Origin of the sequence: Paenibacillus silvae (genome assembly GCF_014639235.1) — a bacterium.
Classification (GTDB): domain Bacteria; phylum Bacillota; class Bacilli; order Paenibacillales; family Paenibacillaceae; genus Paenibacillus; species Paenibacillus silvae.
The window spans coordinates 118,183-144,476 of record NZ_BMFU01000012.1 but is presented as its reverse complement, the minus strand read 5'-3'; the positions used below and the strand labels follow the sequence as shown (position 1 = coordinate 144,476).

Genomic DNA, 26,294 nt, shown 5'->3' with positions numbered 1-26,294 from the left:
CAGTATGTAAGACCCCTTGAAGACGACGAGGTAGATAGGCTGGGGGTGGAAGTGCAGCAATGCATGGAGCTGACCAGTACTAATCGGTCGAGGGCTTATCCAATAGCAAGTCTAATTTGCGAGCGTTTCGTTTCGAATCTAGTTTTCAAGGAGCAATCCTTGTTGATGTAATGATTGACTTTTGGAGAGATACCCAAGTGGCTATAAGGGGACCCTCTGCTAAGGGGTTAGGCTGAGTAATCGGTGCGAGGGTTCGAATCCCTCTCTCTCCGCCATCTTTACCTAAGATGGACAAGCAATCAAAACATTTATGATATGGCGGCGTAGCTCAGCTGGCTAGAGCGTACGGTTCATACCCGTAAGGTCGGGGGTTCGATCCCCTCCGCCGCTATTATATTACCCAGGAGGCTTAGCTCAGCTGGGAGAGCATCTGCCTTACAAGCAGAGGGTCGGGGGTTCGATCCCCTCAGCCTCCACCATATACGCCGGTGTAGCTCAACTGGTAGAGCAACTGACTTGTAATCAGTAGGTTGGGGGTTCAAGTCCTCTCGCCGGCACCATTAATGCCTGGAACCGTGGTGTAGTTGGCCTAACATGCCTGCCTGTCACGCAGGAGATCGCGGGTTCGAATCCCGTCGGTTCCGCCATTAATTATATGCTTCAGGGATGAGAATCCGTTTTTGGGTTCGTCGGAGCATACACTTCGAGAGCATTTGCTTCGCAGTCTCGAACGAAGTGAGAGTATCCCGTCGGTTCCGCCATTAATCTACAATAAATGAATATGGCTCGGTAGCTCAGTCGGTAGAGCAGAGGACTGAAAATCCTCGTGTCGGCGGTTCGATTCCGTCCCGAGCCACCTTTAATCCTGGAGGATTAGCGAAGTGGCCAAACGCATCAGACTGTAAATCTGCTCCCGTACGGGTTCGGTGGTTCGAATCCATCATCCTCCACCAGTTTTTGAGCCATTAGCTCAGTTGGTAGAGCACCTGACTTTTAATCAGGGTGTCGAAGGTTCGAGTCCTTCATGGCTCATCATAAATAGAGAGTGATTGATCATTAATTTGATCGATCACTCTTTTTTGTATAGGACAATAACGATAATTATGTGAGCCGCTGAGCCAAAGAGCAGTGCAGAGCAAGATATGATAAAATAATGAATAAAATAAACAGAGTGGTGGCGTTCATGACATGAAGCACATACTTGATTTAAAACAGCAAATTGAGGCCGTTATAGGCACCACATTAGATGAATATGAAATTACAATGCTTGAATGGAATCAATCCATTGAGAACTTGAGCAGTTTGGAAGTAAACCAACCGCTTTTTATTCAAAGCAAAGCTCATGAAGAAGAATATGAGCCTATGGCAGGTTCGTGCATGTCAGCAGATATTATTAGTTTACACGCAGGAGAGCGAATTTTTTTCAAAGTGGGCAGCAATCCTGAGGAGAATACAGTAGTGTGCTGGGGATGCCCGTCGGTATCGATCACACTGGAGACTCGTCGTTTGATTGAGTTGCTTCTCCGTAGCAATTCAAGTTTAGATAGCGGACTATCCCTGCAGAACGATGATGCAGATCAACAGTTAGTTATATTGGGGAGATGGCTCCAGAATCAGATTAAAGTTTACAGTTCCGACAATACTGAACCGCTGCCAACTCCGTTCAATACATTTGATGAGTTTCAGAAAGAGAAGGTGCTTTTTGTATTACAGGGTGAAACCCCTGATTCTCAGCGCGTTGACTCTAACGTTTTAAATAAACTATTGGAGAGTTATTTCGGGGAAGAGGTTACTTTGATCCCTCTTGACGCACAGGAATGGCTCTTTATGAGTGACGAGACAGTGGTTACGGGGGAAGCGGATGAAGATACTGCAGAAGCGCGCAAAGACTCACTTCTTGCATTTTGTTCCGGATTATATGAACTGGTAGCGAGTGAGTTTGCAGGGGTATTCCATTTGTCCGCATCATTGCCTTGTATTCCTAAGCATGCATTAGTTCAGGTGGCTTCCCTTCTTCAGGAGAGCATACATCTAGGGCGGTCATTTCACGTGACACAGCATATACACCTTCCTTGGGAACTGCAGCTGGAGCAGCTTGTCGCCAGTATATCGGAACAGCAGCGGCTTCGCTTTATTCAGGAAATTGGCAAGGGCACGCTTCTCTTCGATGATAGTGAAACGTTAGCCACCTTGGAAATTTTCTTTAGTTTGGACTGCAACGTCAGCGAAACGGCGAAGCGTTTGTTTATCCATCGCAATACGCTGATATACCGTCTGGACAAGATCAAACAAGAGATAGGATATGATGTTAGAAATTTCAAAAGTGCAATTATTGTGCAGCTTTTACTTCTGATGTACAAAGTGACGAAAAAGGTTTGATATTTTTGTGCAGTTTGCGAATAGTCAAATAACCAAGCGATAGGGTATTATAAAACTACAAATTGTATTCGATTACAAAATGATCTCTGAGGAGGCAACAATCATGGCAGGAGTACGTTTAGAGCATATTTTCAAAAAATACCCGGGTTCTGATAAAGCAACTGTAGTTGACATTAACCTGGACATCAAAGACAAAGAGTTTCTGGTACTGGTAGGTCCGTCCGGTTGTGGTAAATCAACAACACTGCGTATGATCGCAGGCCTTGAGGAAATTTCTGAAGGTAAACTCTATATCGGTGACCGTGTCGTGAATGATGTTGCACCTAAAGACCGTGATATCGCGATGGTATTCCAATCCTACGCTTTGTATCCGCATATGAGCGTATACCAAAACATGGCATTTGGTTTGAAATTGCGTAAGGTTAAAAAAGACGAGATCGACAAACGTGTACGTGAAGCAGCTAAAATCCTCGACATCGAGCACTTGCTTGAGCGTAAACCTAAAGCATTGTCCGGTGGTCAACGTCAGCGTGTCGCTTTGGGACGTGCGATTGTCCGTGATCCACAAGTCTTCTTGATGGATGAGCCGCTTTCCAACTTGGATGCGAAACTGCGTGGTCAGATGCGTGCGGAAATCACAAAGCTGGCTAAACGTTTGGAAACAACTGTAATCTACGTAACGCATGACCAGATCGAAGCAATGACGATGGGAGACCGGATCGTAGTTATGAAGGATGGTATCATCCAACAAGCTGCTTCTCCTGAAGAGCTGTATAACCACCCGGCTAACTTGTTCGTAGCAGGTTTCATCGGTTCCCCGACAATGAACTTTATCTCGGGTAAACTGGCTGAGCAAGGTTCAAGCCTGCACTTCGTAGCTCCTGGTGTGGACGTTGAAATCCCGCAAGGTAAAGCACAAGTGTTGAAATCCAAAGGATATGCTGCCAAAGAAGTGATTATGGGCGTTCGTCCAGAAGACATTCACGAAGAGCCAGTATTCCTGGAAGCATCGCCGAACTCTGTATTCTCTACTCACGTAGATGTAACAGAGAACCTCGGTCACGAAATGCTTCTCTACTTGAGCGGTGTAGGTAACGACACTACAATCGCACGTGTAGACGGACGCTCCAACACTCGTGATGGTTCCACAGTTAAAATGGCTATCGACATGAACAAAGTTCATATCTTTGACAAAGAGACTGAAGTGAACGTACTTCTTCAAGACTAATCCTACTGAGGATCCTCGGTAACGATGAGATCTGTAAGTAACGTAATTATATATTATAAACCGAGCCCCTTCCGTTCTTGCTGGAAGGGGCTTTTTTAAAGATTATCGTATCAATTTGCTGCGATTGCATTCAATGCAAAATTCATTTAAGATTATTTGAAGGTCTGCCCTTAAAATGCTGCATGTTAAAGTCTCAAAAAATCATCGCAGGAGACTAAACATGCTTGGCTTTGGATCATGGTATTGATACGCTGGATCATGTTGTGAATGCGCTAATAATGGAAAGAAATGATACACGAACTGAGGTACATAAGAGGCACAGCGAATGCTGAAAGGAAGAGACAAATGGCGAAAAAAGTGAAAGTATCCGAATTGGTACAGCAGTTTCAGATGGAAGTTGTTTCTGGCTCCCAGGGCTTGAAAAGATTCATCACGGTAGATGATCTCAACCGCCCTGGTCTAGAAATGGCCGGTTATTTCGAATATCATCCAAAAGAGCGGGTACAGCTGTTGGGAAGGACGGAACTGGCCTTTTTTGCAATGCTGCCTGAGCAAGAGCGTCGTGAACGTATGCAGCGTCTATGCACAGAGGAGACGCCATGTATTGTCGTAACCCGTGGACTGGAAGTGCCGCAGGAACTGATTGATATCAGCGAAGAGCAAAACCTGGCTGTGCTACGCAGCAATATGGCTACAACAATCTTGTCGAGTCGTATTACCGGATTTTTGGAAGGCAAATTAGCGCCAACGGCCACAATTCATGGTGTATTGTGTGATGTGTATGGTGTAGGGATGCTGATTACGGGCAGCAGCGGTATCGGTAAAAGTGAAACTGCGCTTGAGCTCGTGAAGCGTGGGCACCGTTTGATTGCCGATGATGCGGTGGAAATCCGTCAAACCTCTGACTTTCAATTGCACGGTACTGCACCTGAACTGATCCGTCATTTACTCGAAATCCGCGGTGTCGGTATCATCAACGTGATGACCTTGTTTGGTGCAGGGGCTGTACGGAATAACAAACGGATTACGCTGGTGGTACGTCTAGAAGCGTGGCAGCAGGATAAACAGTATGATCGTCTGGGATTGGATGAGGAGACAACACGTATCATTGATACGGATGTACCTCTCGTGACCATTCCTGTTCGGCCGGGACGAAACCTGGCTGTAATCATCGAAGTGGCTGCGATGAACTATCGCTTGAAACAGATGGGACTTAATGCGGCACTCCAGTTCACAAACAAGCTGACAGCGACCATTTCGGAAGATATGGAAGATATGGACTAAGTAAGCTGCTGACGAAGATCGGTTGTAATGCAGGATAGAAAAATATCAAGCCAAGTATAATTGAAATAATGAAGCATGACACATGGCGTCTGTACTCCTTGAACGAGAAGGTTCATGCAGGCTCCACATGGTCATGCTTACAGATGTGAATTGATAGGAGTGTGAATGAATGGATACATTATTACTGTTGAACCCGATAGCGTTCTCCATTGGCGCTTTGAAGGTTCACTGGTATGGCCTTATTCTGGGTATGGCTGCGCTCCTGGGGCTGCTGCTCGTTATTCGGGAGGGCAAGCGATTTAATATCCCGCAAGAAGTGTTCATGGATATGGTACTGCTGGGTGTGCCTTCCGCCATTATCGGAGCCCGAATCTATTACGTTGCTTTTAAGTGGGAAGATTATAAGGACAACCTGTGGGATGTCTTCAAAATATGGAACGGTGGTATTGCGATCTATGGCGCATTGATCGGTGCAATCATCTGTGCAGTTATCTTCTTCCGCCGCAAAGGATACAACTTCTGGCGTATGGCGGATATCTGTGCACCCGGTCTCATTGTGGGACAGATGATTGGACGTTGGGGCAATTTTGTCAATCAGGAAGCGTACGGCGGTCCTGTTGAAGAATCCTTTTTAAGAGACAAGCTGCACCTGCCGGACTTTATTGTGAATCAAATGAACGTTGAGGGTGTATTCCATCACCCGGCGTTTCTATATGAATCGGTATGGAGCTTTGTCGGACTGATTATTCTGTTAGTGCTTCGTCGCCAGAAGTTTATGCGTTCTGGTGAACTGTTTATGTCTTATTTTATCTGGTATTCTATCGGACGTTTCTTCATTGAAGCTCTGCGTACGGACAGTCTGGCATTCCAGGCTCCAGAATGGGTCGCTTCATTAGTGAATGGTCTGTGGTCTCCGATGACCGCGTTGGGATTCGAGCAGGGATATCTGGACCCGGCATACGGTAACGTAAGGATCTCTCAGCTGCTTGCCATTGCCATTATTGTTGCCGCAGTTGTGTTTATTGTGGTGAGAAGAGTGACGGGAAAAGCAGATGCACATTACAGTGATCCGATCGTTTCGTCGAAAGTAATTAATGATGATATCGAGCACACGGGAACGGAAGCTGGTAAAGAGCAAAAAGTAACACCAGCATCATCAACCACTTCGGGTCAGGCTCAAGATGAGCCTAAGCAAGTTGAAGATAAAAAGGAGTAATGCAACGTGATTGACACGGTACTGTTTGATCTGGATGGAACGATTATTGATACCAATGAGCTGATTATCAACTCCTTCCTGCACGTCATGCAAGGGTGGGACCATGCTGAACCATGGACAAGGGAACAGATCATTCCGCATATGGGGGGCACATTGGAGCAACAAATGCGAACCTTTTCAGGTCATGAAGAGGTATCGGAGTATGTCAAAGGTTATCGGGCTTACAATGATATTCATCATGAAGCAATGGTCAAGCCCTTCCCCTATGTCATTGAGGTGGTGGAGGCTCTGCATCAGGCAGGCATTACGATGGGGGTAGTAACAACCAAAATTCGCCCTTCGACTCTGAAGGTGCTGGAACGTTTCGATCTGCTTAAATATATGAAGTCTATTGTAACGGTAACGGATGTTACTCATCCGAAGCCTCATGCCGAGCCTGTACAAAAAGCGATGGCCGAGCTGGGGTCAGATCCAGCTTGCACGCTAATGGTGGGCGACAGTCCGGTGGATATACAATCTGCGCAGAACGCTAGTGCTCTCTCTGCCGGTGTGGCATGGTCTCTTAAAGGAGAAGAGGTTCTGAGCGGATACAAGCCGGATTATATTTTGCATGATATGAGGGACTTGCTGGACAAAATTCTTACAGGAACTGGACGTTCATGAGAAAAGTAACCCGCTATCCCGTAGAAACCGAGAATGCGCTTTGGCATATCTACAAGACAGTGAGCCCATGGAAAGGCGTTTATAACTTTATCTGGATTCAGCTGTCACGGTATTGCCCGATTCTTCCTCTGAAGAACTGGATCTATAATCGGGTGCTGGGCATGAAGGTTGGGAAGCATACGGCTTTTGGCCTGATGGTTATGGTGGATGTTTTTTTTCCGGAAAAGATAAAGATCGGTGAAAACTCCGTGATTGGATACAACACAACGATTCTTGCACACGAATACCTCATTAAAGAGTACAGGCTGGGTGAGGTCATTATCGGAAATAATGTGCTCATTGGTGCAAACACCACGATCCTCCCAGGGGTAACGATTGGTGATGGAGCAGTGGTTGCTGCTGGTGCAGTGGTTCATAAGGATGTGGCTCCGGGGGCATTTGTTGGAGGCAATCCGCTGCGTGAGCTGAAGCGTTCTGCCTCATCGTTAGAGGAAGAGGAGACGGCGAAAGAGGAAATGATTTTTAAAACGGATGAGGTTTCACGGGGAAAGCTGCACTAGGCTAAAATTTGTAAAAATTAGAGGTAAAGGGATGCATGCAAGGATGCATCCAGGAAGAGCTGCTGAAGGCAGCTTTTTTCGTATACAAAATTTGAAGTCTAACAGCGTCAGCGAACGTATAGGTGCGGGGATATAAGCTGTATGAGGCATGATAAGTCATAGGAGTAAAGTAAATAAAGGAAAGTGAAGGAACGGAAAGGAACAAATGTGGTTAGCCCGCCAGTTGGTTGACGTTCCAGCCGTATTCATGTTATCATATCCCATATCCTTTAGTTTGTTAGCACTTTACCATACGAAAGTATATGTTATAGAAGTGCATTCGTGATCTGTTAGTGAAATGTATTTACGAACAATAGGATCAACATATGCAATTGAAAAAAATGTCTTTCTCATTGCGTAATGCGGCTTTACACTGAATTCGGGTTACAACTTAGAATGGGGATTTGTCATACATAAATCCTGTTGAAATAGAGCGATATCATGATATAGATGATGCAAATGACAAGCATTCAAATTCATAACTCGGGGTGAATAGTACCAATGTCCAAACCAAAAGGCTTTGAAAAACCGACCGGCTTTCGTGATTACACACCACATGTCGTATCCAAGCTGCGAATGATTGAACGTAATGTACTGGAATGCATGGAGCGCTGGGGTTACCGCCAGATCATCACACCAACGATTGAATACTACGATACGGTGGGGGTAGCCAGCTCAACATCGGATCGCAAATTGTTTAAATTATTGAACAGTCGGGGAACAACGCTGGTATTGCGCTCTGATCTGACAGCTCCAATCGCACGTGTAGTGTCATCCATGCTTAAAGATGAGAAACTGCCGCTGCGTCTGTCCTATCATGCGAACGTATTTCGATCGATTGAAGAGGAAGCCGGGCGTGAAGCAGAGTTCTTTCAGACAGGTGTGGAGCTCGTAGGAGATGACTCTCCTGAAGCTGATGCTGAAGTGGTTGCACTGGCCATTGCCTCGTTGCAGGCTGCGGGGGTATCTTCTTTTAAAATCGCGATGGGTCATATGGGCTTTCTGAACGGATTGCTGGAAGAGGTTATTCCTGGCCAGACGGCAGAGCAGGAGCAGCTGAAGGAAGGGCTTCTGGGACGAGATTATGTGGGCTACCGCCAATCTATTGAAGCTTTACATCTGGAGCCTGGGCAGAAACAGCGGCTTGAAGCCATTTTGCGTCTGCGGGGCGGGAAGGAAATCTGTACTCATGCAGGCGAGCTCAGTTCAAGTCCTGAAGCGGCGAAGTCTATTGCACATCTATGCGCGGTGTTTGAGGTGCTGGAGGCTTACGGTGTCTCGGAGCATGTGCTGATTGACCTGACGATGATTGGGGATTTCTCCTATTATACAGGCATGACGTTTGAAGGGTATGCGGCAGAGCTGGGATCACCGGTATGCAGCGGCGGACGGTATGACAATCTGCTGCAGCAGTTTGGACGTGCGCTTCCGGCGACAGGTTTTGCGTTAAAAACAAACCGGATCATTGATGGTGTTCATGGCATCACGATTGAAGAGAAGAAGTCGGTACGTATCGAATACAGCCCGGAGCATCGGGCTGAAGCACTGGCTGAAGCAGCAAGATTGCGGAGTATCGGGCAGAATGTAATCACGACTCTTCTTACGGATCAAGGAGAAGTAAAAGCAAGTGGAGCTAGCGCAGACCCGGATGAACAGGTCATTATCTATGGATCACCCAAAGGAGGACTTTGAGATGTCGGATATTCTAAAGGTGGCAATGCCCAAAGGCCGTATCTATAAAAAGGCCTCCAAGCTGTTCCGTGAGGCAGGACTGGATATTCCTGAAGATGTGGATGATACACGCAAGCTGGTTATTGAAGTGCCTGAAGCCGGAATGGAGTTCATTATGGCTAAACCTGTCGATGTTCCAACGTATGTAGAGTACGGCGTTGCCGATATCGGCATTGTCGGGAAGGATGTGCTGCTTGAGGAAGATCGCGATGTGTATGAGCTGCTGAATCTGGGTATTGCCCAGTGTCGTATGTCGGTGATTGGGCTGCCGGACTGGAAGGCAGGCATTCAGCAGCGGGTGGCAACCAAGTATCCTCGCATTGCTTCTCAGTATTTCCGTGAGCAGGGACAACAGGTTGAGGTTATCAAGCTGAATGGCTCCATCGAGCTTGCACCTCTGATTGGATTAGCTGACCGGATCGTCGATCTGGTGGAGACCGGGCAGACGCTGCGTGAGAACGGCCTTGTGGAGATGACACAGATTCTGGACATTACGAGCCGCTTGATTGCGAATCGAGTGAGCTACCGGATGAAAAATGCCCGCATTCAGGCTTTATGTGATGCCCTCCAACTCGTCATTCCAAGCGGTAATGAGGTCTCGGCTGGCAGCCAGCGTAGATAGCAAAGGATAGTGAATAGGTAAATAAAAATACAGCTTATATAGTGTGAATGGATCAGCAGGCAGTCATGATGCAGTTGATCAGCAAGCCAGCTGAGTGGCAATAGATATATACAGCGTAACAGGGAGTATAACCGAAAGGGAGGGTGTACGGATGAAGATTGTATCAGCACGGGATTTTGATCTGAAGCGTGAGGTGGAGTACGGTACACCGGAGCAAAATGAAACGGTACGGCGAATTGTCTCAGATATTCGCCGGGAAGGTGATGCGGCTCTGCTGCGTTACACGGAGCAGCTGGACCGCACGACGCTGACGGCTGCGCAGCTGCGCGTGCCGCAGGAGGAGCTCCAGGCGGCGTATGCAGCCGTGGAGCCATCGTTTGTGACGGCGATTCGTCAAGCCGCCGTCAACATCCGTGCGTTTCATGAGAAGCAGAAACGCAATTCGTGGATGGACTGGCAGCCGGATGGCAGTCTGCTCGGCCAGATTATTAGGCCGCTGAAGCGTGTCGGCGTGTACGTCCCCGGGGGGAAAGCAGCGTATCCATCATCGGTGCTGATGAATGTGATTCCAGCACAGGTTGCGGGCGTGCCGGAGATTGTGCTTGTCACACCGCCGGCGACGAACGGCGGTGAGGGCATTAACCCGTACATTCTCGTGGCTGCCGCGGAAGCGGGCGTGAGCGAGATGTACCGGGTTGGCGGCGCACAGGCGATCGCCGCACTCGCTTACGGCACGGAGAGCATTGCCCCGGTCGACAAGATCTGTGGCCCGGGCAGTATCTACGTGGCGCTCGCGAAGCGCGAGGTGTACGGGGCAGTCGATATCGATAGTATCGCCGGCCCGAGTGAAATTGTGGTGCTCGCCGATGACACGGCGAATCCGGGGTATGTCGCCGCGGACCTGTTGTCGCAGGCGGAGCATGACGAGATGGCATCGGCCATTCTCGTCACCAACTCGGCCGTGCTGGCGGAAGCCGTGCAGGCCGAGGTGAAGCGGCAGCTGGATGTGCTGCCGCGACGTGATATCGCCGCTGCTTCGGTAGAGCAGTATGGCGCCATTATTGTAGTCGATTCCATCGATGAAGGAATCGATGTCGTGAACCGGCTCGCGCCGGAGCATCTGGAGATTATGGTGCAGGAGCCAATGGCTTATGCTGGCCGAATCGAGAATGCAGGAGCGATTTTCCTCGGCCCATACAGCTCGGAGCCGGTAGGCGATTATTTTGCCGGGCCCAATCATATTATTCCGACAAATGGAACGGCTCGGTTCAGTTCACCCGTAGACGTGGATGATTTTATCAAGAAATCAAGCTTGATCTATTATAGTAAAGAAGCACTGCTGCAGAATGGGGCAGCAATTATTGAATTGGCTCGTCACGAGGGACTTGAGGGGCATGCCCGTGCGATCGCTGTACGGTTAGAACAGGAAGGAAAGGCGGAATCGGACAATGGATAACCAGAACAAAAGCACAGACAATGGTGTAGAGGTTCAAAGTAAAGGGGCAGTACGCCAGGCAGAGGTAGATCGCAAAACCAATGAGACCAATATCCAGTTGTCGTTCAATGTAGATGGGACAGGACAATCCAATATTGAGACGGATGTACCGTTCCTCAACCACATGCTGGACCTGTTCACGAAGCACGGCCAGTTCGACCTGAACGTGCAGGCACGCGGAGATATTGAGATCGATGATCATCACACGGTTGAAGATATCGGAATCTGTCTGGGACAGACGCTTTACCAGGCACTGGGAGATAAACGAGGGATTAAACGTTATGCCAGTGTGTTTGTTCCGATGGATGAAGCGCTGGCTCAAGTGATTATCGATGTGAGCAATCGTCCGCACTTTGAATATCGCGCTGAGTATCCGTCACAACAGGTAGGCAGCTTTTCTACAGAGCTAGTGCATGAATTTCTGTGGAAGCTGGCGCTTGAAGCACGGATTACTCTTCATGTTATCGTGCACTATGGTCAGAACACACATCACATGATTGAAGCGGTCTTCAAAGCCCTTGGACGTGCGCTGGATGAAGCAACGATGATTGATCCACGGGTAACAGGTGTGCCTTCCACGAAGGGAGTGCTGTAGACGATGGCGATTGCAATTGTCGATTACGGTATGGGGAACCTGCACAGCGTCGGCAAAGCGGTCGAACGTCTTGGCTACGAAGCGCTGGTCACAGGTGAGCGTGAGGCTATTCTGGGTGCAGATGGTGTAATTCTGCCCGGTGTTGGCGCCTTCGGTGATGCGATGGTGCATCTGCGGGAGACGGGTCTGGATGCTGTAGTCAAGGAAGCGGCGGCTAGCTCTAAACCGCTCCTTGGCATCTGTCTGGGGATGCAGCTGCTTTTCAGCTCAAGTGAAGAGCACGGTCAGCATGAGGGACTGGATATTCTGCCTGGTAAAGTGGTGCGTTTCGCACCAGGCGAGCTGAAGGTTCCACATATGGGATGGAATCGACTGGAATTCCTTCACCCTGAAAATCCGTTGTTTGTTGGCCTGGATGCAGGTCACGTCTATTTTGTGCACTCATATCATGCATTAACTGACAACAAAGGGGATTTGCTGGCGGTTACGGATTACGGCCATCCGGTTACAGCCATTGTGGGCAGAGGATCAAACTTCGGTATGCAGTTCCACCCCGAGAAGAGCGGCGAGCTTGGCATGAAGCTGCTTGGCAATTTCCTGTCGTTGACCAGTTCACCGATCCTTTGAAGAAGATTGATCGAATCTGTTTCAAGTCAACCTTGGAATAAAACTTGAATGAGACTTGAACTGACTTATAAAACTCAAATCCATACTCAGGAGGCCTTGTATGTCATCTTTTATTTTATACCCGGCAATTGACATCCGGGACGGCAAATGTGTAAGACTGATACAGGGAGATTATAATCAGGAAACGGTATATAACGATGATCCGGTTCAGGTTGCGCTGGATTGGGAAAAGCAAGGCGGTACATACGTTCATCTCGTAGACCTGGATGGTGCTAAAGCAGGACGTCCCGTTAACGACGAGCTGATTGGACGCATTGCTTCGGCAGTGAATGTGCCTGTTCAGGTAGGCGGCGGGCTTCGTACAGTTGCAGATGTTGAGCGTTTGCTGGAGCTTGGTGTAAGCCGATTGATTATCGGAACGGCTGCGATTGAGGACCGTGCTTTTACGGAAGAGGTATTGGGACGTTACGGTGATAAAGTAGCTATTGGTATAGATGCTCGCAACGGATATGTGGCGACTCGCGGATGGCTTGAAACTTCCGAGGTTCAGGCTGAGGTACTGGCGAAAGAGCTGGCTGCTTATGGAGCGGAAACGTTCATCTTCACGGATATTTCCCGTGATGGTATGATGCAGGGGCCTAATGTTGAAGCAATTGTGTCTCTTGCCAAAGCGAGCGGACGAACGGTTATTGCTTCTGGCGGTGTCAGTGTGATGGATGATCTGCTTCGATTGAGCCGTCATACAGATGACGGTGTTGGCGGAGCCATTGTGGGTAAAGCGTTATATACCGGCAGTATTGATCTGGCTGAAGCTGTGCGTCTGGTGAACAAGTAAGTATAATCGGGTAGAGAGGAAGAGGCAGTATGCTGGCAAAAAGAATCATTCCCTGTCTGGACGTGAAGGACGGCCGGGTTGTTAAAGGCGTGAACTTCGTCAATCTCCGCGATGCGGGTGATCCGGTAGAGCTGGCGGCACTGTATGACCGCGAGGGTGCGGACGAGCTTGTATTTCTCGATATCTCTGCATCAGTAGAAGGCCGTGAAACGATGGAGGAAGTTGTGCGGCAGACAGCTGGCGAGATTGCCATTCCATTTACGGTAGGCGGCGGCATATCCAAGGTGGAGGACATGAAACGCATTTTGCGTGCGGGTGCAGATAAGATTGCAGTGAACACAGCGGCTGTTCTTAATCCTCAGATCATTGCGGATGGGGCACGCCGCTTTGGCTCGCAGTGTATTGTCGTTGCCATCGATGCCAAGTATAACGAAGCTTGGGGTGAGTGGGAGGTTTATACCCACGGCGGGCGTAAGCCATCGGGAATCAAGGCACTGGATTGGGTCAAACAGGCTGAGGAGCTGGGTGCGGGAGAAATATTGCTCACCAGTATGGATGCTGACGGAACCAAAGACGGCTTTGATCTGAAACTGACAGCGGCTGTATCGGAATCGGTGAGTATACCGGTCATTGCATCAGGCGGTGCAGGCAAGGAATCTCATTTCTATGACGTGTTCACAGCAGGCAAGGCGGATGCAGGTCTGGCAGCAACGATTTTCCACTATAAAGAAATTGCCGTTCCGGCGTTAAAACAACAATTAAGAGAACAAGGGGTGGAAATCCGTGACTAAGGTAAGTAATGAGATCAAGGAGCAGCTCTCCCTGGAGCAGGTTGTGGAGCACATCCGCTGGGATGAAGGGCTCGTCCCTGCCATTGTGCAGGATGTGGACACCCGTGAAGTACTGATGATGGCGTATATGAATCGTGAATCTCTGAAGCTGTCCCTGGAATCGGGGGAAACCTGGTTCTGGTCACGCTCACGTCAGGAGCTATGGAATAAAGGGGCAACCTCTGGAAATGTGCAGAAAATAGTATCATTAAAATATGACTGTGACGGTGACACTTTGCTGGTTGAAGTGAAGCCAAAAGGGCCAGCCTGTCATACAGGCGCAGTGACCTGTTTCCATAACGAAATTATCGGAATGCCGGCAAACGAAGCCGGGCAAGCTGGCACAGAAGAGTCGGCAGACTCCAGTACGGCCTCTTCATCTTCATCTAGTGCTCAGAGACGCTTTGAGGTACTGGCTGAACTGGAATCCGTCATTGCTGAGCGTGAACGCGAGCGTCCGGAAGGTGCGTATACCACGTATCTGTTCGATAAAGGCGTTGATAAAATCCTGAAAAAGATTGGTGAGGAAGCTTCCGAAACCATCATCGCTGCTAAGAATAAAGACAACGACGAGCTTCGTCTCGAAGTGAGTGACTTGATGTACCATCTGCTCGTGCTGCTGCAGGAGCGCAAGCTGCCGCTGGATGATATCATGTCCGAGCTGAGCCGCCGTCATGAACGGCCGCGCCGCGATTAGGAGGCGAACGCTACATGCGCATAGACTACCACACCCACCATGAACGTTGCGGACATGCGGTTGGCAAGCTGGAAGAATACGTGCAGCGGGGGATTGAAATCGGGCTTTCCCAAATTGGGCTGTCCGATCATATGCCGCTGCTGCATGTGGACCCAGCGCAATATTATCCCGAGATGGCTATGCCTATGGAAGAGCTCCCGCGATATGTGGAGGAGTGTTTCTTTCTGAAGGAGAAGTACCGCGGTCAAATTGATGTTCGTGTTGGACTCGAAGGTGATTATATCGAGGGCTGGGAGGCTCAGATTCGCTCCATTATAGAACGTTATCCATGGGACTATGTCATTGGCTCTGTACATTTTCTGGGTGAATGGGATATTACCGATTTTCGCCAGACTCACCATTGGGAAGGCAAGGATGTGCTTGAAGTTTACCGTCAGTATTATGAGGCTGTGAGCAAAGCCGCTGCTTCTGGCATGTATGATATCATGGGACACTCTGATGTGATCAAACGATTCGGATATACGCCTTCACCTGAACAGACCGATGAACGTGTTGCACTGGAGGATGCGGCTCTGAAAGCTATTGCCCAAAGCGGCTGCGCGATGGAGCTGAATGCATCCGGTTTGTCCAAGCCGTGTGCGGAGATGTTTCCAAGCCGAAGAATGCTCATAGAAGCGATTCGCCTGGGCGTTCCACTTACTATGGGCTCGGATGCGCATGATCCAATGAAGCTGGGAGATCATTTGCCTGAAGCAGAGGCCCTTTTACATGAACTCGGCTGTACGCAAGTGGCTGTGTTTGAAGGCCGTCAGCGTTCGTTCATTCCTTTAAATGTAGACAGCAGTGGGGTATAATAAGGGGAAAATGAACCTTTTATACGGGTTGGATTTTCCAGCTTAACTATACAAGGAATTATGATCGGGTATAACCCGCGGGAGGGCATTATGCAGCATTCGTTACGTATTTTTTCCGGTTCATCTAATCCCAAGCTTGCAGAGCAGGTATGTGACAAGCTGGGCGTGCAACTGGGCAATATCAAGCTGTCCCGGTTCAAGAGCGGAGAAATATACGTTCATTACGAAGAAACAATCCGCAATTGTGATGTGTTTTTGATACAGTCTTTGTCTCATCCCATTAATGAGTTGTTTGTCGAACTGCTCGTTATGATTGATGCGGCAAAACGGGCTTCGGCTCGTACGGTGAACATTATCGTTCCGTATTACGGTTATGCTCGTCAAGAGCGGAAGTCGGCTCCGCGCGAGCCCATCTCTGCCAAGATGGTTGCAGATGTATTAACGACAGCTGGAGCAAGCCGTGTAGTTACGATTGACCTGCATGCGGCTGCTATTCAGGGTTTCTTCAACATTCCAGTCGATCATATGACCTCACTGGACTTGATTAGTGAATACCTGCTTAGTAAAGAGATCAAAAACCCGGTTGTGGTTTCTCCTGATGCTGGACGGGCGTCAATGGCGGAGAAGCTGGCAAATCGTCTCGACTCTCCTTTTGCGATCATGATCAAGAAACGTCCAAGTCATAACGAATCGATCATTACGCATGTTATTGGAGACGTTGAAGGGCGAACGCCAATCATTATCGAGGATCTGATCGATACAGGAACAACCATTGTGAATGTGGTCGAAGGTCTGAAAGAACGGGGTGCAGAGAACGCATATGTATGCGCAACTCACGGCTTGTTCTCGGATGGAGCGGTAAGCAAATTAAATCATCCATCCATTACCGAGGTTGTGGTAACAGACTCTATTGCGTTGCCGGAGGATCATCCGGATTGCTTTAAAGTATTACCTGTTGCACCGATGCTGTCACGAGCCATACGTATTATTGTTGATGGTGGATCTATGGCTACGCTCTTTAAAGATTCAGGTATTTAGATTTCTTGCTATATCCGGGTGATTCATAGCCCGATCCAGTTCACGTTCCGTGTCTGAGTGCTTTTAGCTCAGCACGGTATTTTTGTTTTGGCCCCATGCATCCAATTCCGTGCCATGTTGTTTGATAGCTTGTGATATAATAAACATAAAATTAAGAAATGATAGCGTTTTTATATAGATGCATCCATAATGGATTGGATACGGAAAATAAACAGTAGAACCACGGCTAATGGATGTTGGCATCGTGGAGTGAGGAGTGGGGTCTATTGTCGCGCACTTGGTACTATCGATTGCTCTTTTCATATTTCCCTATATTTTTCTTTACGATGACCATAATTATTTTTAGTGCCTTTGTCTTCATTAATGATGTTTCCAAAGAAGAAACCCGGAAGGCTGACCGAATATCCTCCAGTTATCTTGCGACAACGCTGGATCATACAATTCGGGACATAGAACTGGCTGTTACAGAAAAAGTGCAATATGAGCCAGCGTACAGGCGTTATTTTAACGACAATAATCCAAACAATTCGGATACGGTATATACCATTGCACAAAATTTACGTGAGATGATTAACTCTTCTTCATGGATTCAGTCCATATACCTCTATGACAAGCAACATGAGCGCGTGATAACGGTGAGTGGTTCAAGAGAAGTGGAAAGCTTCGGAGACAAAGAATGGATCAGTCAGATTGTAAAAGGTAATATAGGTCAAGGATGGCAGCCTGTTCGGGAGATTGAATGGGACGATGTGCAAAGAACACCAGTACAAGTGTTGACCGTCAACAAAGAAATGCCACTGCCTTTTGGCTCGGAGGGTGCATTGGTCATCAATATCAAGATGAGCAGCATCAAGCAGAGCGTGGACAGTATGGTGAATGGAAAGCTCTCTTTCCTGACGATTACCGATCAGGAGGGCAGGGTCATCTATAATGCACATTCCGATAAGGAAGCTGCAATGGATGGTACCAAGTTAAACGAGCTGCCTCTAGAGCGATTGGGATGGACGATTACCAGCGGCATCAAAGCAGGTAATTTGTTCGGCTGGGTTTCTGTGGTATCGTATGTCTGGGTGTTCATTGCTGTATTGACGGTGATCGGTGCAATTATCTATATCGTGTATGTGACCCGGCGGAACTATAAGCCGATTCAGATTATTATGAATCGGATTGAATCCCAGCAGATTCGCGCGTTTGAACAATCTGGAGCACGTATGGACGAGATGAAGATGATTGATGGGGTGCTTGAAAATCTGATCAATCATATGATGGATTATGATAAAAAGAGCCGCGAAAATGTACTTATGCAGCGGAGTAAGCTGTTTAGTGCTTTGCTGCACGGTGAGCATGTGGACAATGCTGCCGGGCAGCTATACGAGGTATCTCCATTTGATGGGGCTCATGAAGCCTCTCGTTTTATCGTAGTTGTAGGGGATATTAACCGCTACGAGAAGGGCTTTCAGGAGAAATTCACCAGAGGAGAGCAAAATACGCTGAAATTCGCTCTGATGAATGTACTGCAGGAGCTGTCCAGAGATACGGAAGTGCAATGCTGGACAGAATGGATCAGCGCTGATCGGATTGCCATTTTATTCTTTTCGAAGGAAGACGACCAGCAGGGACAGGATCTATCCAAGCAGATCCGGATTGTTGCTGAGGAATGCAAATCCTGGGTAGAGCAGAATCTTCGTATTTCCCTCAGCTTTGGCATTGGACCTGTTGCCGAAGGGATTGGGGCGATCCATCAATCGTTTACAGCTGCAGAAGCGGTGATGCAGCGGAAGCTGCTGATGAATGGTGATGTAGGTGAAGCAGAGACAAGTGAAATGCAGCATCCGCTGCTGGAAACCTATACGTATTTGCAGATGATTGCAGACTTTGTTAAACGGTTCAGAATGTCGAGTGGACAGTGGAGAGAGCAGCTTGAGGATATCTTTAATGAATTCGAGCGTAATAAACTGCCGGATGATGAAATTCGTTCCCTGATTCAGGCCATGCTGCAGATGCTCAGTCGGGAAGTCTCCATGATGTCAGAAGGTCTACAGAGAGAACTGTCCGAGGACAACATCAACAATTGGCTGGTTGCTATGGAAGAGGCGGAATCGTTAGAAGAGGTGAAGGTACTGCTGTTTGACAGTCTGACCGACTTGTTCCGAACGTACGTCGCTGTTACTGAAACAAAGAGCTACAAGGCCATGGTTAACGAGATGAAAAATTATATCGAGGAGCAGTTCACCAATCCGGATCTGTCTCTGAAGCATCTAAGTGATCGGTTTCAGATATCAGGCAAACATGCCAGCTATCTGTTTAAAACCGAGTTTAATATGAAGTTTGTTGACTTTGTGACTGAATTGAGAATGAAAGAAACGGAGAAGCTGCTGCTTAATACAGACTATTCATTACAAGATATCGCTTTGAAGGTTGGTTACGCGAACGGCATTACACTTGGACGTGTATTCAAAAGAGTCACGGGCATTACACCTGGGGATTACCGTCGGATGAAGAAAGACCCAAAGGCAGCCGATGAGTGACCAGGGGCAAAATTCATGAATCAAAATCAAGTGAATGTGTCAGTTTTTCGCACATAATTGAAGTGATGATGTCTAAAATCAAGGTGAATTATTGCAATGAGTCTCCAGTATGTACGGAGAGTTCACATGCAACGATTCACCTTATTTTGTTTATTTTAAACCTTCAAAATGAAAGCGCTTGAAAAATATTGTAATATACATGATACTTTCATCACTGTGTCAGAAGATGTTCCATCATTACATCGGCATGTTATTTGCGAATTTAGTCAGTGTGGGAAAATGGTTTATCTATACCTTACACAAAGAGAAGGGGGGGACACGGTTGAAGCCTTATACCATAAGGGTTTCGGGTATTTTGGCAGTCTGCGAAAATAAGCATATAAGGCAAACCGAAACTCTTTTACTGATATACCCGAATTTAGTCAGTTGTCTGGGATCACAATAGTATGGAATACTCAGGGCAAGCTTTAAAACATTCACGTAAAGCCAAAGGGGATGAACAGAATGACAAGAAAAGGGAGTCTAAAGAAGTTGATGGGTTTGGCACTTACAGCAGTAATGGGTGTCTCACTACTTGCGGGGTGCGGATCTTCAGACACCAAATCAGCAGAAGGCGGAGCGGCTGGTGATGGAAAACGCGTTACATTAAAGGTGGAGCTTTTCGACCGTGGTAAAACACCTTCTCAGTACACGATTTCAAACAACTTTATCTCTCAAATGATTCAAAAGAACTTTGGTGATCCAAACAACATTGACGTACAATTCGTACCTGTTCAACGTTCTGAGGAAGTAACCAAGCTGAATGTCCTGATGGCCAGTGCCTCAGACGTTCCGGACATTGTCTTCGTTTATGACTCCAGCGTGTTTTACCGCTATGCACAACAAGGTGGTTTGACAGATGTAGGTGATCTGATTAATCAGTATGGACCGAATCTGAAAAAGTTTTTGGGCGAAGATACATTAAAGTTTGGTCAAGTAGAGGGACAGCAGTTCGCTATTCCGGGTAAACGTGCGATTACAGCTCGGTACAGCTCCTTCATTCGTCAAGACTGGTTAGATAAGCTGGGAATGCCAGCACCTCAAACAACAGATGAGTTGTATAACACCTTGAAAGCATTTAAAGAAAAAGATCCTGGCCAGGTGGGAAGTCAAAACATTCCTATGGGCTTTGCGCTTGCACCAGCTTCCTATGAGCCGCTGATCTACTCTTTCATCAAGCCAATTGCTGGGGATAAAACATATGCTCAACGCTATGAATTGCCTCTGCATGAAGGATTCAAAGAATCCATGCAGTTCCTGAACAAGCTGTACAACGAAGGCCTGATCAGTAAGGATTTCAGCTTGGATAAGGATAAAACTCAATTAAACAAAGACATTGCCAATGGAAATACCGGTTTCTTCTCTGAAGATGTTGACTCTATTTTCTGGCCAGATGGATCGTATGATCTGTTGAAAACAAACAAACCGGACAGCAACCTGGCTCCGGTGGATGCATACACCAATGCGAATGCTGATGGAAAACATATCAAGTCCCGTTATGGATCGAATGGTATGTACATCATGATTCCGAAGAGCAGCGAACGTGCAGCAGAAGCGATTAAATATCTGGATTGGATGGCATCCGATAAAAACCTCACTGCTATTTATGATGGTGTGGAAGGCGAGAACTATGATCTGGTAGACGGCATTCCGGTTGCTAAAGCAGACGCTACTCAAGAAGCAAAAGATCGTTTGTTCAACGCAGGTGATACAGCGATTATCTCGAACGGTAAAAACCTGGGCGATCAAGCAATGAATGAAAAAGCATGGATTATGGGATTCCCTCCTGCCAATCAGGAAATCTTGAAAAAAGCGCTTGAAGTTGCAAACACAGATACAGTTGGACCAATTGTCTTCAGCAAGCCAATTCAGGCAGAAATGAAGTACAGCACAGCACTGACAGACAAGTTGGACGTTATTATCGTAAAAACAGCAATGGCTAAACCTGAAGAATTCGATGCCGTATATGAAAAAGAAATGGCTGACTACATGTCCTTGGGCGGATCTGAGCTGAAAAAAGAATTGGAAGCTGCTGAACAATAAGCAGAAAATGAAATGTCTGTAAATTGAAGTGTTTCGAGGAGGCTTGTGCCGTCGCTCAGGCGGCGGCATAACGTTTCTTCGTTTGTGAGGAGGAGAGAGAGACATGACCACATACTTGAAGAGATACTGGCAGCTGTATGCGTTAATTTCATTGCCTCTGATTTATTTTATCATTTTCCGTTATGGACCGATGTATGGTGTGCAAATAGCTTTTAAAGACTTCAACTTGTTCCAAGGGATTAACGGTAGTGAGTGGATTGGCTTTGATGCTTTTCGCGAGGTATTTGCAATGCCGGATTTCTACACTACATTACGCAACACATTTATGCTGAATTTTCTTGATCTGATCGTTTCATTCCCTGCTCCAATTATTCTGGCAATTATGCTCTATGAGGTACGATTCAAATGGTTTAAGAAAATTTCACAGACCATTCTGTACATTCCTCACTTTATCTCCTGGGTTATCATCGGGGGGATTGTATACCAGTTGTTTGGCAACCAATCCGGTATGGTAAACGGAATACTGGAGAGCATGGGCCTAAATTCCATTCCATTTTTGACAGAAAAAAATCCATGGCTTGTTACCTACCTGTTTACAGGTGTGTGGCAAAGTGCTGGGTGGGGAACCATTCTATATCTGGCTGCATTAACCGGCGTGAACAAGGAATTGTTCGAGGCAGCTGAAATTGATGGCGCAACGCGGCTGAAGAGAATTTGGCATATTACACTGCCAAGTATTAAACCAACCATAGTAACCTTGCTTATCCTTAATCTTGGAAATATGGTCAGCATCGGTTTTGACCGGCCTTTCGTTATTGGTAATACGGCTGTTCGTGAATATTCCGATGTACTTAGTACCTTCGTATATAGAATGGGTATACAATCCGGGCAGTATACACTTGCGACGGTTGTCGGCTTATTCCAGGCGGTTGTCGGATTGATCTTTGTCCTTGGTTCCAACTATATCTCGAAGAAAACGACGGGAGAAGGAATTCTCTAATCCCGGAAAAATAGTGAAATGCGCGCCAAAAGGCTTATTGTACGTATAGACCATTAGTAAAGGAGCTGTGCGCAGATGAGTGACCGCACCTCGAACCGTATTTTCGATATTGTTAATGTCACCTTTATTACTTTGTTTGTTATATTCTGTCTTGCTCCGTTTCTGCACACCATTGCCATATCCATGAGTTCGAACCGGGCCATTACATCAGGTGAAGTAACAATCTTCCCCAAAGAGTTCACCTGGGATGCATATGGTCAAGTATTTTCAGATAGCTCCATGATTTATTCGCTAGGGTTTACAACGATCCTTACGATTATCACGACGTTACTCTGTATGTTGTTCACTATTGCTGCAGCATACCCATTGACTAAGAAAAAATTAAAAGGCCGCAAGCTGTTTATGTATATCATTATCATTACGATGTTCTTCAGTGGCGGTATTATTCCTGAGTATTTGTTGATTCGTGATCTTCATTTGCTGAACTCTGTATGGGCGTTGATTCTTCCAGGGCTCGTGAGTCCATTTAACTTGATTATCCTGATCTCCTTCTTCCGCGGAATACCGGATAGCCTGGAAGAGTCGGCCGAGATTGATGGAAGCTCTCATGTGCACACACTCTTTAAAATTATTTTGCCACTTTCTTTGCCTGTACTTGCTACACTGGCTCTGTTCTATGCGGTTGGACGCTGGAATGGCTTCCAGGATTCACTGATGTACATTAACGATCCGAAATTATATCCTCTGCAGCTGAAGCTTTATCAGATGGTACAGAACAACATGGTAAGTGAGCTCACATTGCTGGAGGGTGCAAACCGTACAAGATTAACACCAGAGAGCCTCAAAGCTGCTACGGTTGTTTTTGCAACAGTACCGATTCTGCTCGTATATCCATGGTTGCAAAAGTATTTTGTCAGCGGTGCAATGCAAGGAGCGGTTAAAGGTTAATTCGTAGTCCTCATACACGCAAACATCACAATCGGGGAAGGAGAAGGAATGATATATGCAGGGAAGAGACAAGGGAGAATACTCATTCTCGACATGCTGGAACATCAGGAGACATCCTGTAGGTGAGGACATGATTCGGGAGATAGCAGAGCTCGGCTTTCGCCGGGTAGAGCTGAACTATAACGTAACGAAGGAAATGCTCACAACGATTGAGCCGATGATCGAGCGCGGGGAGATTGGGGTGTCCAGTGTACACAATACCTTCCCTCATGATCCTGATCCTGATTATGGAACGGATTCCGTGCTGCTTGGCTTTGAGGATGAAGTGAAGCGCAAGCGGGCGATTGATCTGCTGGTCGGATCGGCTGAATATGCACATCGTTATGGCGGGGAAGCTGTTGTCGTGCATCCGGGTGAGGTGCCTTTCCCTCATGATGTCAGCAAGGACCTGGAGAAGCTGTACAGGGAGGAAGGAACGGATTCCCCGCAATATCGCAGCAAATGGGCAGAGTTCATGGAGCGGCGTAAGGCACTAAGTGCAGGTTATATTGAGAAAATTATCGTGAGTCTCGATGAGGTCTGCAACCGGGCGGTATCCAAAGGGCTGGGCGTCCGTTTTGGAATTGAAACCCGCTCACGGCCTCAACAGATTCCTACACTTACCGAAGCGAAGACGATCATCCATGCTCTTAAAGGTGCTCCGGTTGGCATCTGGTACGACACGGGGCATGCCATTATGATGGATCGATTGGGGCTCTATGACAGCGTCGGCGAGATGCAGGGTCTGATGGATGACATCGTTGGTGTCCATATTCATGAAACGTTGGGATTGTCCGATCACTGGTGTCCGTATGTTCATAGTAAGGATATGCACTTCTATGATGCGTATCTTCCGATGATTCGCAAGGCACAGGTGAAGGTCTATGAACTTAAAGCAGCTTGTGAGCCGGATGCCATTCACGAAAGTCATGAGCTGCTGGTACAAAAGCTTGCAGCATTAGAGGAATAGATAGGCAGAGCGATAAGATCGGTTAGCTTGGGCTGTTAGAGCGCACAGCTGGCTGATCTTATCTTTTGCACAGGAGCATGGGGATGGAAGGTATTGAATGGAGGGAAACAGCAGATGTACAGACAAATGGTAGACAGCAATGACAGAGCGGCAGAGCGAGGGATGGACCGGCAGATGCTTGATCCGGAGAATCGTTATTACGGCGGTACGATTGATCCCTCTACTGGTGTGGCTTGGGTTAATCATACAACGGGAACACCAACAGATATGTGTTTTTGGGGAGCGGCGTTATCAAATCCTGACTCCAAATATTATCGGGATGAAGCGCTGCTGGAGCGCTTGAGACTGGCAACTGAATTTGTGCTGCGCAAGCAGCATAGTGATGGTTCCATATCACCGGGCTGGACCAACTATCACTCTCCGCCGGACACTGCGTTTGTGGTCGTAGGTTATTCACAGCTGTACCAGCTTCTGAGTCAGCAGGATTGGGCTCCGCTCAAGCCTGTGCTGGATAACATGCGTTTGTTTCTGGAGCGCACGATTCCAACGATGCTTACAGGAGGCTGTCATACACCTAACCATCGCTGGGTTCTATGCGCGGCTCTCGGCTTTTTGCATGAAATTTTCGGAATAGAAGAAGCGGTGCAGCGCGCAGAGCAATGGCTCGCAGAGGGCATTGATATTACCCCGGACGGGGAGTGGACGGAGCGCAGCAATGGAATCTACAATGCGGTGAGTGATATTATGCTCATTCATGCAGCACGTTTGTTGGATCGCCCTGAGCTGTTGGAGCCGGTACGTCGAAACCTTCGGATGATGGTTTATCTTGTACACCCGGCGGGAGAGATTGTGACGGATTACTCAGGTCGCCAAGATCTGGGCAGCATTCATGACTTGTCTTCGTATTATTTGCCATACGCCATCTTGGCCAAGCTGGATGAAGATCCGATCTTTGCAGGCATGGCGGCATGGGCAGACAGTACACTGACAGACCCGGGCGTATGCTCGGTCAATGCTCTTGTTCGCTTGCTGCTGGAGCCTGAGCTTCAACAGACAGAGGGTACAACAGATGCGCTTCCAGATCATTATGAAGTGATGCTGAATGAACATTTTGCACGGGAGAATTATGTGAACCAGATGGAGAATGCGGGGCATCATGGACGCATCTCGTACAGCCGGATGCATACGGATTTTGGTGCTCCGGTTGCCCGGATACGAGACGGGGAGACCAGCGTAACGGTGATGACAGAGGTACCGCCATTCTTCGCACTTCGTCACGGCAAGGTTCGCCTGCTCGCAGTGCAGCTGGCTTCTTATTTCAACCCGGGATACGTACCGATGCAGCACATGACCCGCCTGCCTCGAGGATATCAACTGACCGGAGAACAGAAGAAGGGGTATAACGGCCCGGTTCCGACAGCCGATCTGCCTGCTTCGGCTGCTTCGCCGATCAGCCCGTGGTATTTGCTGCCTCATCAGACCCGAGCACTTACGCATGAGCAAACTTTCCGCGTAGGCGCCGAGGTCGTGCAGTCGGAGAACGGCTGGACGATTCATCTGACCGGTGAGGAGCCGCAGGATGTCATGATGCAGTTATCCTTTGTATTTGGTGATGAAGGAGAGCTCAGCTATGAGGATGGGACTGTAACGAGTGATGGCAGCGTTCTATGGAAGAGCGGCAAGCTGCGCTACAGCTGCGGAGACGACTGGCTGGAGCTGGATGGTGGCGAAATGGGCCATCTTGCGGCAACGGTCCGCGAAGCTAAGATGCCAGAGAAATGCAAAGTTGTGCTGGTGAACTTCATGACACCTTTTGATAAAACGATCCAGATCACCCTGTCTCCTTCACTTGCTAAAAAAGGTTAAATTACAATCCTTTAGCAGCTATGACGGGATTGGTGCAAGCTATATTAGAAAGATGGCATTTCATTCATGAGCCGTGGATGAGATGCCATCTTTATTTTGTATTATTTTCATAAACGACATGAAACTACATATAGCGAAGAGGGTCTGAAGATGTGGTATACTGGAGAG

General features: G+C 47.6%; 22 protein-coding genes, 8 tRNA genes and 1 rRNA gene. All 31 read left to right on the top strand.

Translation table 11 applies throughout. The features are described from left to right. Positions 1 to 103: ribosomal RNA gene (locus IEW26_RS25760) — 23S ribosomal RNA — on the top strand; the annotation flags it as partial. Between the two features lie 80 nt (positions 104 to 183). Further along, positions 184 to 275: transfer RNA gene (locus IEW26_RS25755), tRNA-Ser, on the top strand. A 42-nt stretch (positions 276 to 317) separates the two neighbouring features. After that, a tRNA-Met gene (locus tag IEW26_RS25750) sits at positions 318 to 391 on the top strand. A 12-nt stretch (positions 392 to 403) separates the two neighbouring features. After that, positions 404 to 479 (top strand) — tRNA-Val (locus IEW26_RS25745). A 5-nt stretch (positions 480 to 484) separates the two neighbouring features. After that, a tRNA-Thr gene (locus tag IEW26_RS25740) sits at positions 485 to 560 on the top strand. A gap of 9 nt (positions 561 to 569) precedes the next feature. Beyond that, positions 570 to 647: transfer RNA gene (locus IEW26_RS25735), tRNA-Asp, on the top strand. A gap of 136 nt (positions 648 to 783) precedes the next feature. Continuing rightward, positions 784 to 856 (top strand) — tRNA-Phe (locus IEW26_RS25730). Between the two features lie 11 nt (positions 857 to 867). After that, positions 868 to 953, top strand: a tRNA-Tyr gene (locus IEW26_RS25725). Positions 954 to 959: 6 nt separating this feature from the next. After that, positions 960 to 1,032, top strand: a tRNA-Lys gene (locus IEW26_RS25720). Between the two features lie 156 nt (positions 1,033 to 1,188). After that, positions 1,189 to 2,379 (top strand): PucR family transcriptional regulator, encoded by a 1,191-nt coding sequence (locus IEW26_RS25715; RefSeq protein WP_188594443.1) that lies wholly within the window; start codon positions 1,189 to 1,191, stop codon positions 2,377 to 2,379. Positions 2,380 to 2,482: 103 nt separating this feature from the next. Further along, positions 2,483 to 3,607 (top strand): ABC transporter ATP-binding protein, encoded by a 1,125-nt coding sequence (locus IEW26_RS25710; protein ID WP_110898810.1) that lies wholly within the window; start codon positions 2,483 to 2,485, stop codon positions 3,605 to 3,607. Between the two features lie 345 nt (positions 3,608 to 3,952). Further along, complete coding sequence (hprK, locus tag IEW26_RS25705) at positions 3,953 to 4,891, top strand: HPr(Ser) kinase/phosphatase (protein ID WP_110898811.1); 939 nt, start codon at positions 3,953 to 3,955, stop codon at positions 4,889 to 4,891. 169 nt (positions 4,892 to 5,060) lie between these two features. Then, positions 5,061 to 6,107 (top strand): prolipoprotein diacylglyceryl transferase, encoded by a 1,047-nt coding sequence (lgt, locus tag IEW26_RS25700; protein ID WP_188594442.1) that lies wholly within the window; start codon positions 5,061 to 5,063, stop codon positions 6,105 to 6,107. 6 nt (positions 6,108 to 6,113) lie between these two features. After that, on the top strand, positions 6,114 to 6,770 hold the full coding sequence (ppaX, locus tag IEW26_RS25695) for a pyrophosphatase PpaX (RefSeq protein ID WP_188594441.1): 657 nt from the start codon (positions 6,114 to 6,116) through the stop codon (positions 6,768 to 6,770). Next, on the top strand, positions 6,767 to 7,330 hold the full coding sequence (locus tag IEW26_RS25690) for an acyltransferase (protein WP_229730039.1): 564 nt from the start codon (positions 6,767 to 6,769) through the stop codon (positions 7,328 to 7,330). Before ppaX ends, IEW26_RS25690 begins: the two co-directional genes overlap by 4 nt. A 540-nt stretch (positions 7,331 to 7,870) precedes the next feature. Beyond that, positions 7,871 to 9,061 carry an ATP phosphoribosyltransferase regulatory subunit gene (locus tag IEW26_RS25685; protein WP_188594440.1) on the top strand — a complete coding sequence of 397 codons (1,191 nt, stop codon included), beginning with the start codon at positions 7,871 to 7,873 and terminating at the stop codon, positions 9,059 to 9,061. A 1-nt stretch (position 9,062) separates the two neighbouring features. After that, positions 9,063 to 9,722 carry an ATP phosphoribosyltransferase gene (gene hisG / locus IEW26_RS25680; RefSeq protein ID WP_110898816.1) on the top strand — a complete coding sequence of 220 codons (660 nt, stop codon included), beginning with the start codon at positions 9,063 to 9,065 and terminating at the stop codon, positions 9,720 to 9,722. 151 nt (positions 9,723 to 9,873) lie between these two features. Continuing rightward, positions 9,874 to 11,178, top strand: coding sequence for a histidinol dehydrogenase (gene hisD, locus IEW26_RS25675; protein ID WP_188594439.1), 1,305 nt, complete (start codon positions 9,874 to 9,876; stop codon positions 11,176 to 11,178). After that, a complete protein-coding gene (hisB, locus tag IEW26_RS25670) occupies positions 11,171 to 11,812 on the top strand; it encodes an imidazoleglycerol-phosphate dehydratase HisB (protein WP_111270254.1) in 642 nt (213 codons plus the stop codon). Before hisD ends, hisB begins: the two co-directional genes overlap by 8 nt. Before the next feature lie 3 nt (positions 11,813 to 11,815). After that, entirely contained in the window at positions 11,816 to 12,439 is a 624-nt protein-coding gene (hisH, locus tag IEW26_RS25665) for an imidazole glycerol phosphate synthase subunit HisH (protein WP_188594438.1), read from the top strand. 100 nt (positions 12,440 to 12,539) lie between these two features. After that, positions 12,540 to 13,274 carry a 1-(5-phosphoribosyl)-5-[(5-phosphoribosylamino)methylideneamino]imidazole-4-carboxamide isomerase gene (gene hisA, locus IEW26_RS25660; RefSeq protein ID WP_111270252.1) on the top strand — a complete coding sequence of 245 codons (735 nt, stop codon included), beginning with the start codon at positions 12,540 to 12,542 and terminating at the stop codon, positions 13,272 to 13,274. Positions 13,275 to 13,303: 29 nt separating this feature from the next. Continuing rightward, a complete protein-coding gene (gene hisF, locus IEW26_RS25655) occupies positions 13,304 to 14,065 on the top strand; it encodes an imidazole glycerol phosphate synthase subunit HisF (protein ID WP_111270251.1) in 762 nt (253 codons plus the stop codon). Next, positions 14,058 to 14,801 (top strand): bifunctional phosphoribosyl-AMP cyclohydrolase/phosphoribosyl-ATP diphosphatase HisIE, encoded by a 744-nt coding sequence (gene hisIE, locus IEW26_RS25650; RefSeq protein WP_188594437.1) that lies wholly within the window; start codon positions 14,058 to 14,060, stop codon positions 14,799 to 14,801. Before hisF ends, hisIE begins: the two co-directional genes overlap by 8 nt. A gap of 14 nt (positions 14,802 to 14,815) precedes the next feature. After that, entirely contained in the window at positions 14,816 to 15,655 is an 840-nt protein-coding gene (gene hisJ, locus IEW26_RS25645) for a histidinol-phosphatase HisJ (protein WP_188594436.1), read from the top strand. Positions 15,656 to 15,745: 90 nt separating this feature from the next. Then, complete coding sequence (locus IEW26_RS25640; protein ID WP_110898875.1) at positions 15,746 to 16,693, top strand: ribose-phosphate diphosphokinase; 948 nt, start codon at positions 15,746 to 15,748, stop codon at positions 16,691 to 16,693. 266 nt (positions 16,694 to 16,959) lie between these two features. Further along, entirely contained in the window at positions 16,960 to 19,221 is a 2,262-nt protein-coding gene (locus tag IEW26_RS25635) for a helix-turn-helix domain-containing protein (protein WP_188594435.1), read from the top strand. 495 nt (positions 19,222 to 19,716) lie between these two features. After that, on the top strand, positions 19,717 to 21,303 hold the full coding sequence (locus IEW26_RS25630; protein WP_188594434.1) for an extracellular solute-binding protein: 1,587 nt from the start codon (positions 19,717 to 19,719) through the stop codon (positions 21,301 to 21,303). A 103-nt stretch (positions 21,304 to 21,406) separates the two neighbouring features. After that, on the top strand, positions 21,407 to 22,303 hold the full coding sequence (locus IEW26_RS25625; protein ID WP_145335912.1) for an ABC transporter permease: 897 nt from the start codon (positions 21,407 to 21,409) through the stop codon (positions 22,301 to 22,303). A gap of 75 nt (positions 22,304 to 22,378) precedes the next feature. Then, positions 22,379 to 23,251 carry a carbohydrate ABC transporter permease gene (locus IEW26_RS25620; protein WP_145335914.1) on the top strand — a complete coding sequence of 291 codons (873 nt, stop codon included), beginning with the start codon at positions 22,379 to 22,381 and terminating at the stop codon, positions 23,249 to 23,251. 55 nt (positions 23,252 to 23,306) lie between these two features. Continuing rightward, positions 23,307 to 24,260 (top strand): sugar phosphate isomerase/epimerase family protein, encoded by a 954-nt coding sequence (locus IEW26_RS25615; RefSeq protein ID WP_188594433.1) that lies wholly within the window; start codon positions 23,307 to 23,309, stop codon positions 24,258 to 24,260. A 114-nt stretch (positions 24,261 to 24,374) separates the two neighbouring features. Then, a complete protein-coding gene (locus IEW26_RS25610; RefSeq protein WP_188594432.1) occupies positions 24,375 to 26,126 on the top strand; it encodes a prenyltransferase/squalene oxidase repeat-containing protein in 1,752 nt (583 codons plus the stop codon). Positions 26,127 to 26,294 lie beyond the last annotated feature (168 nt).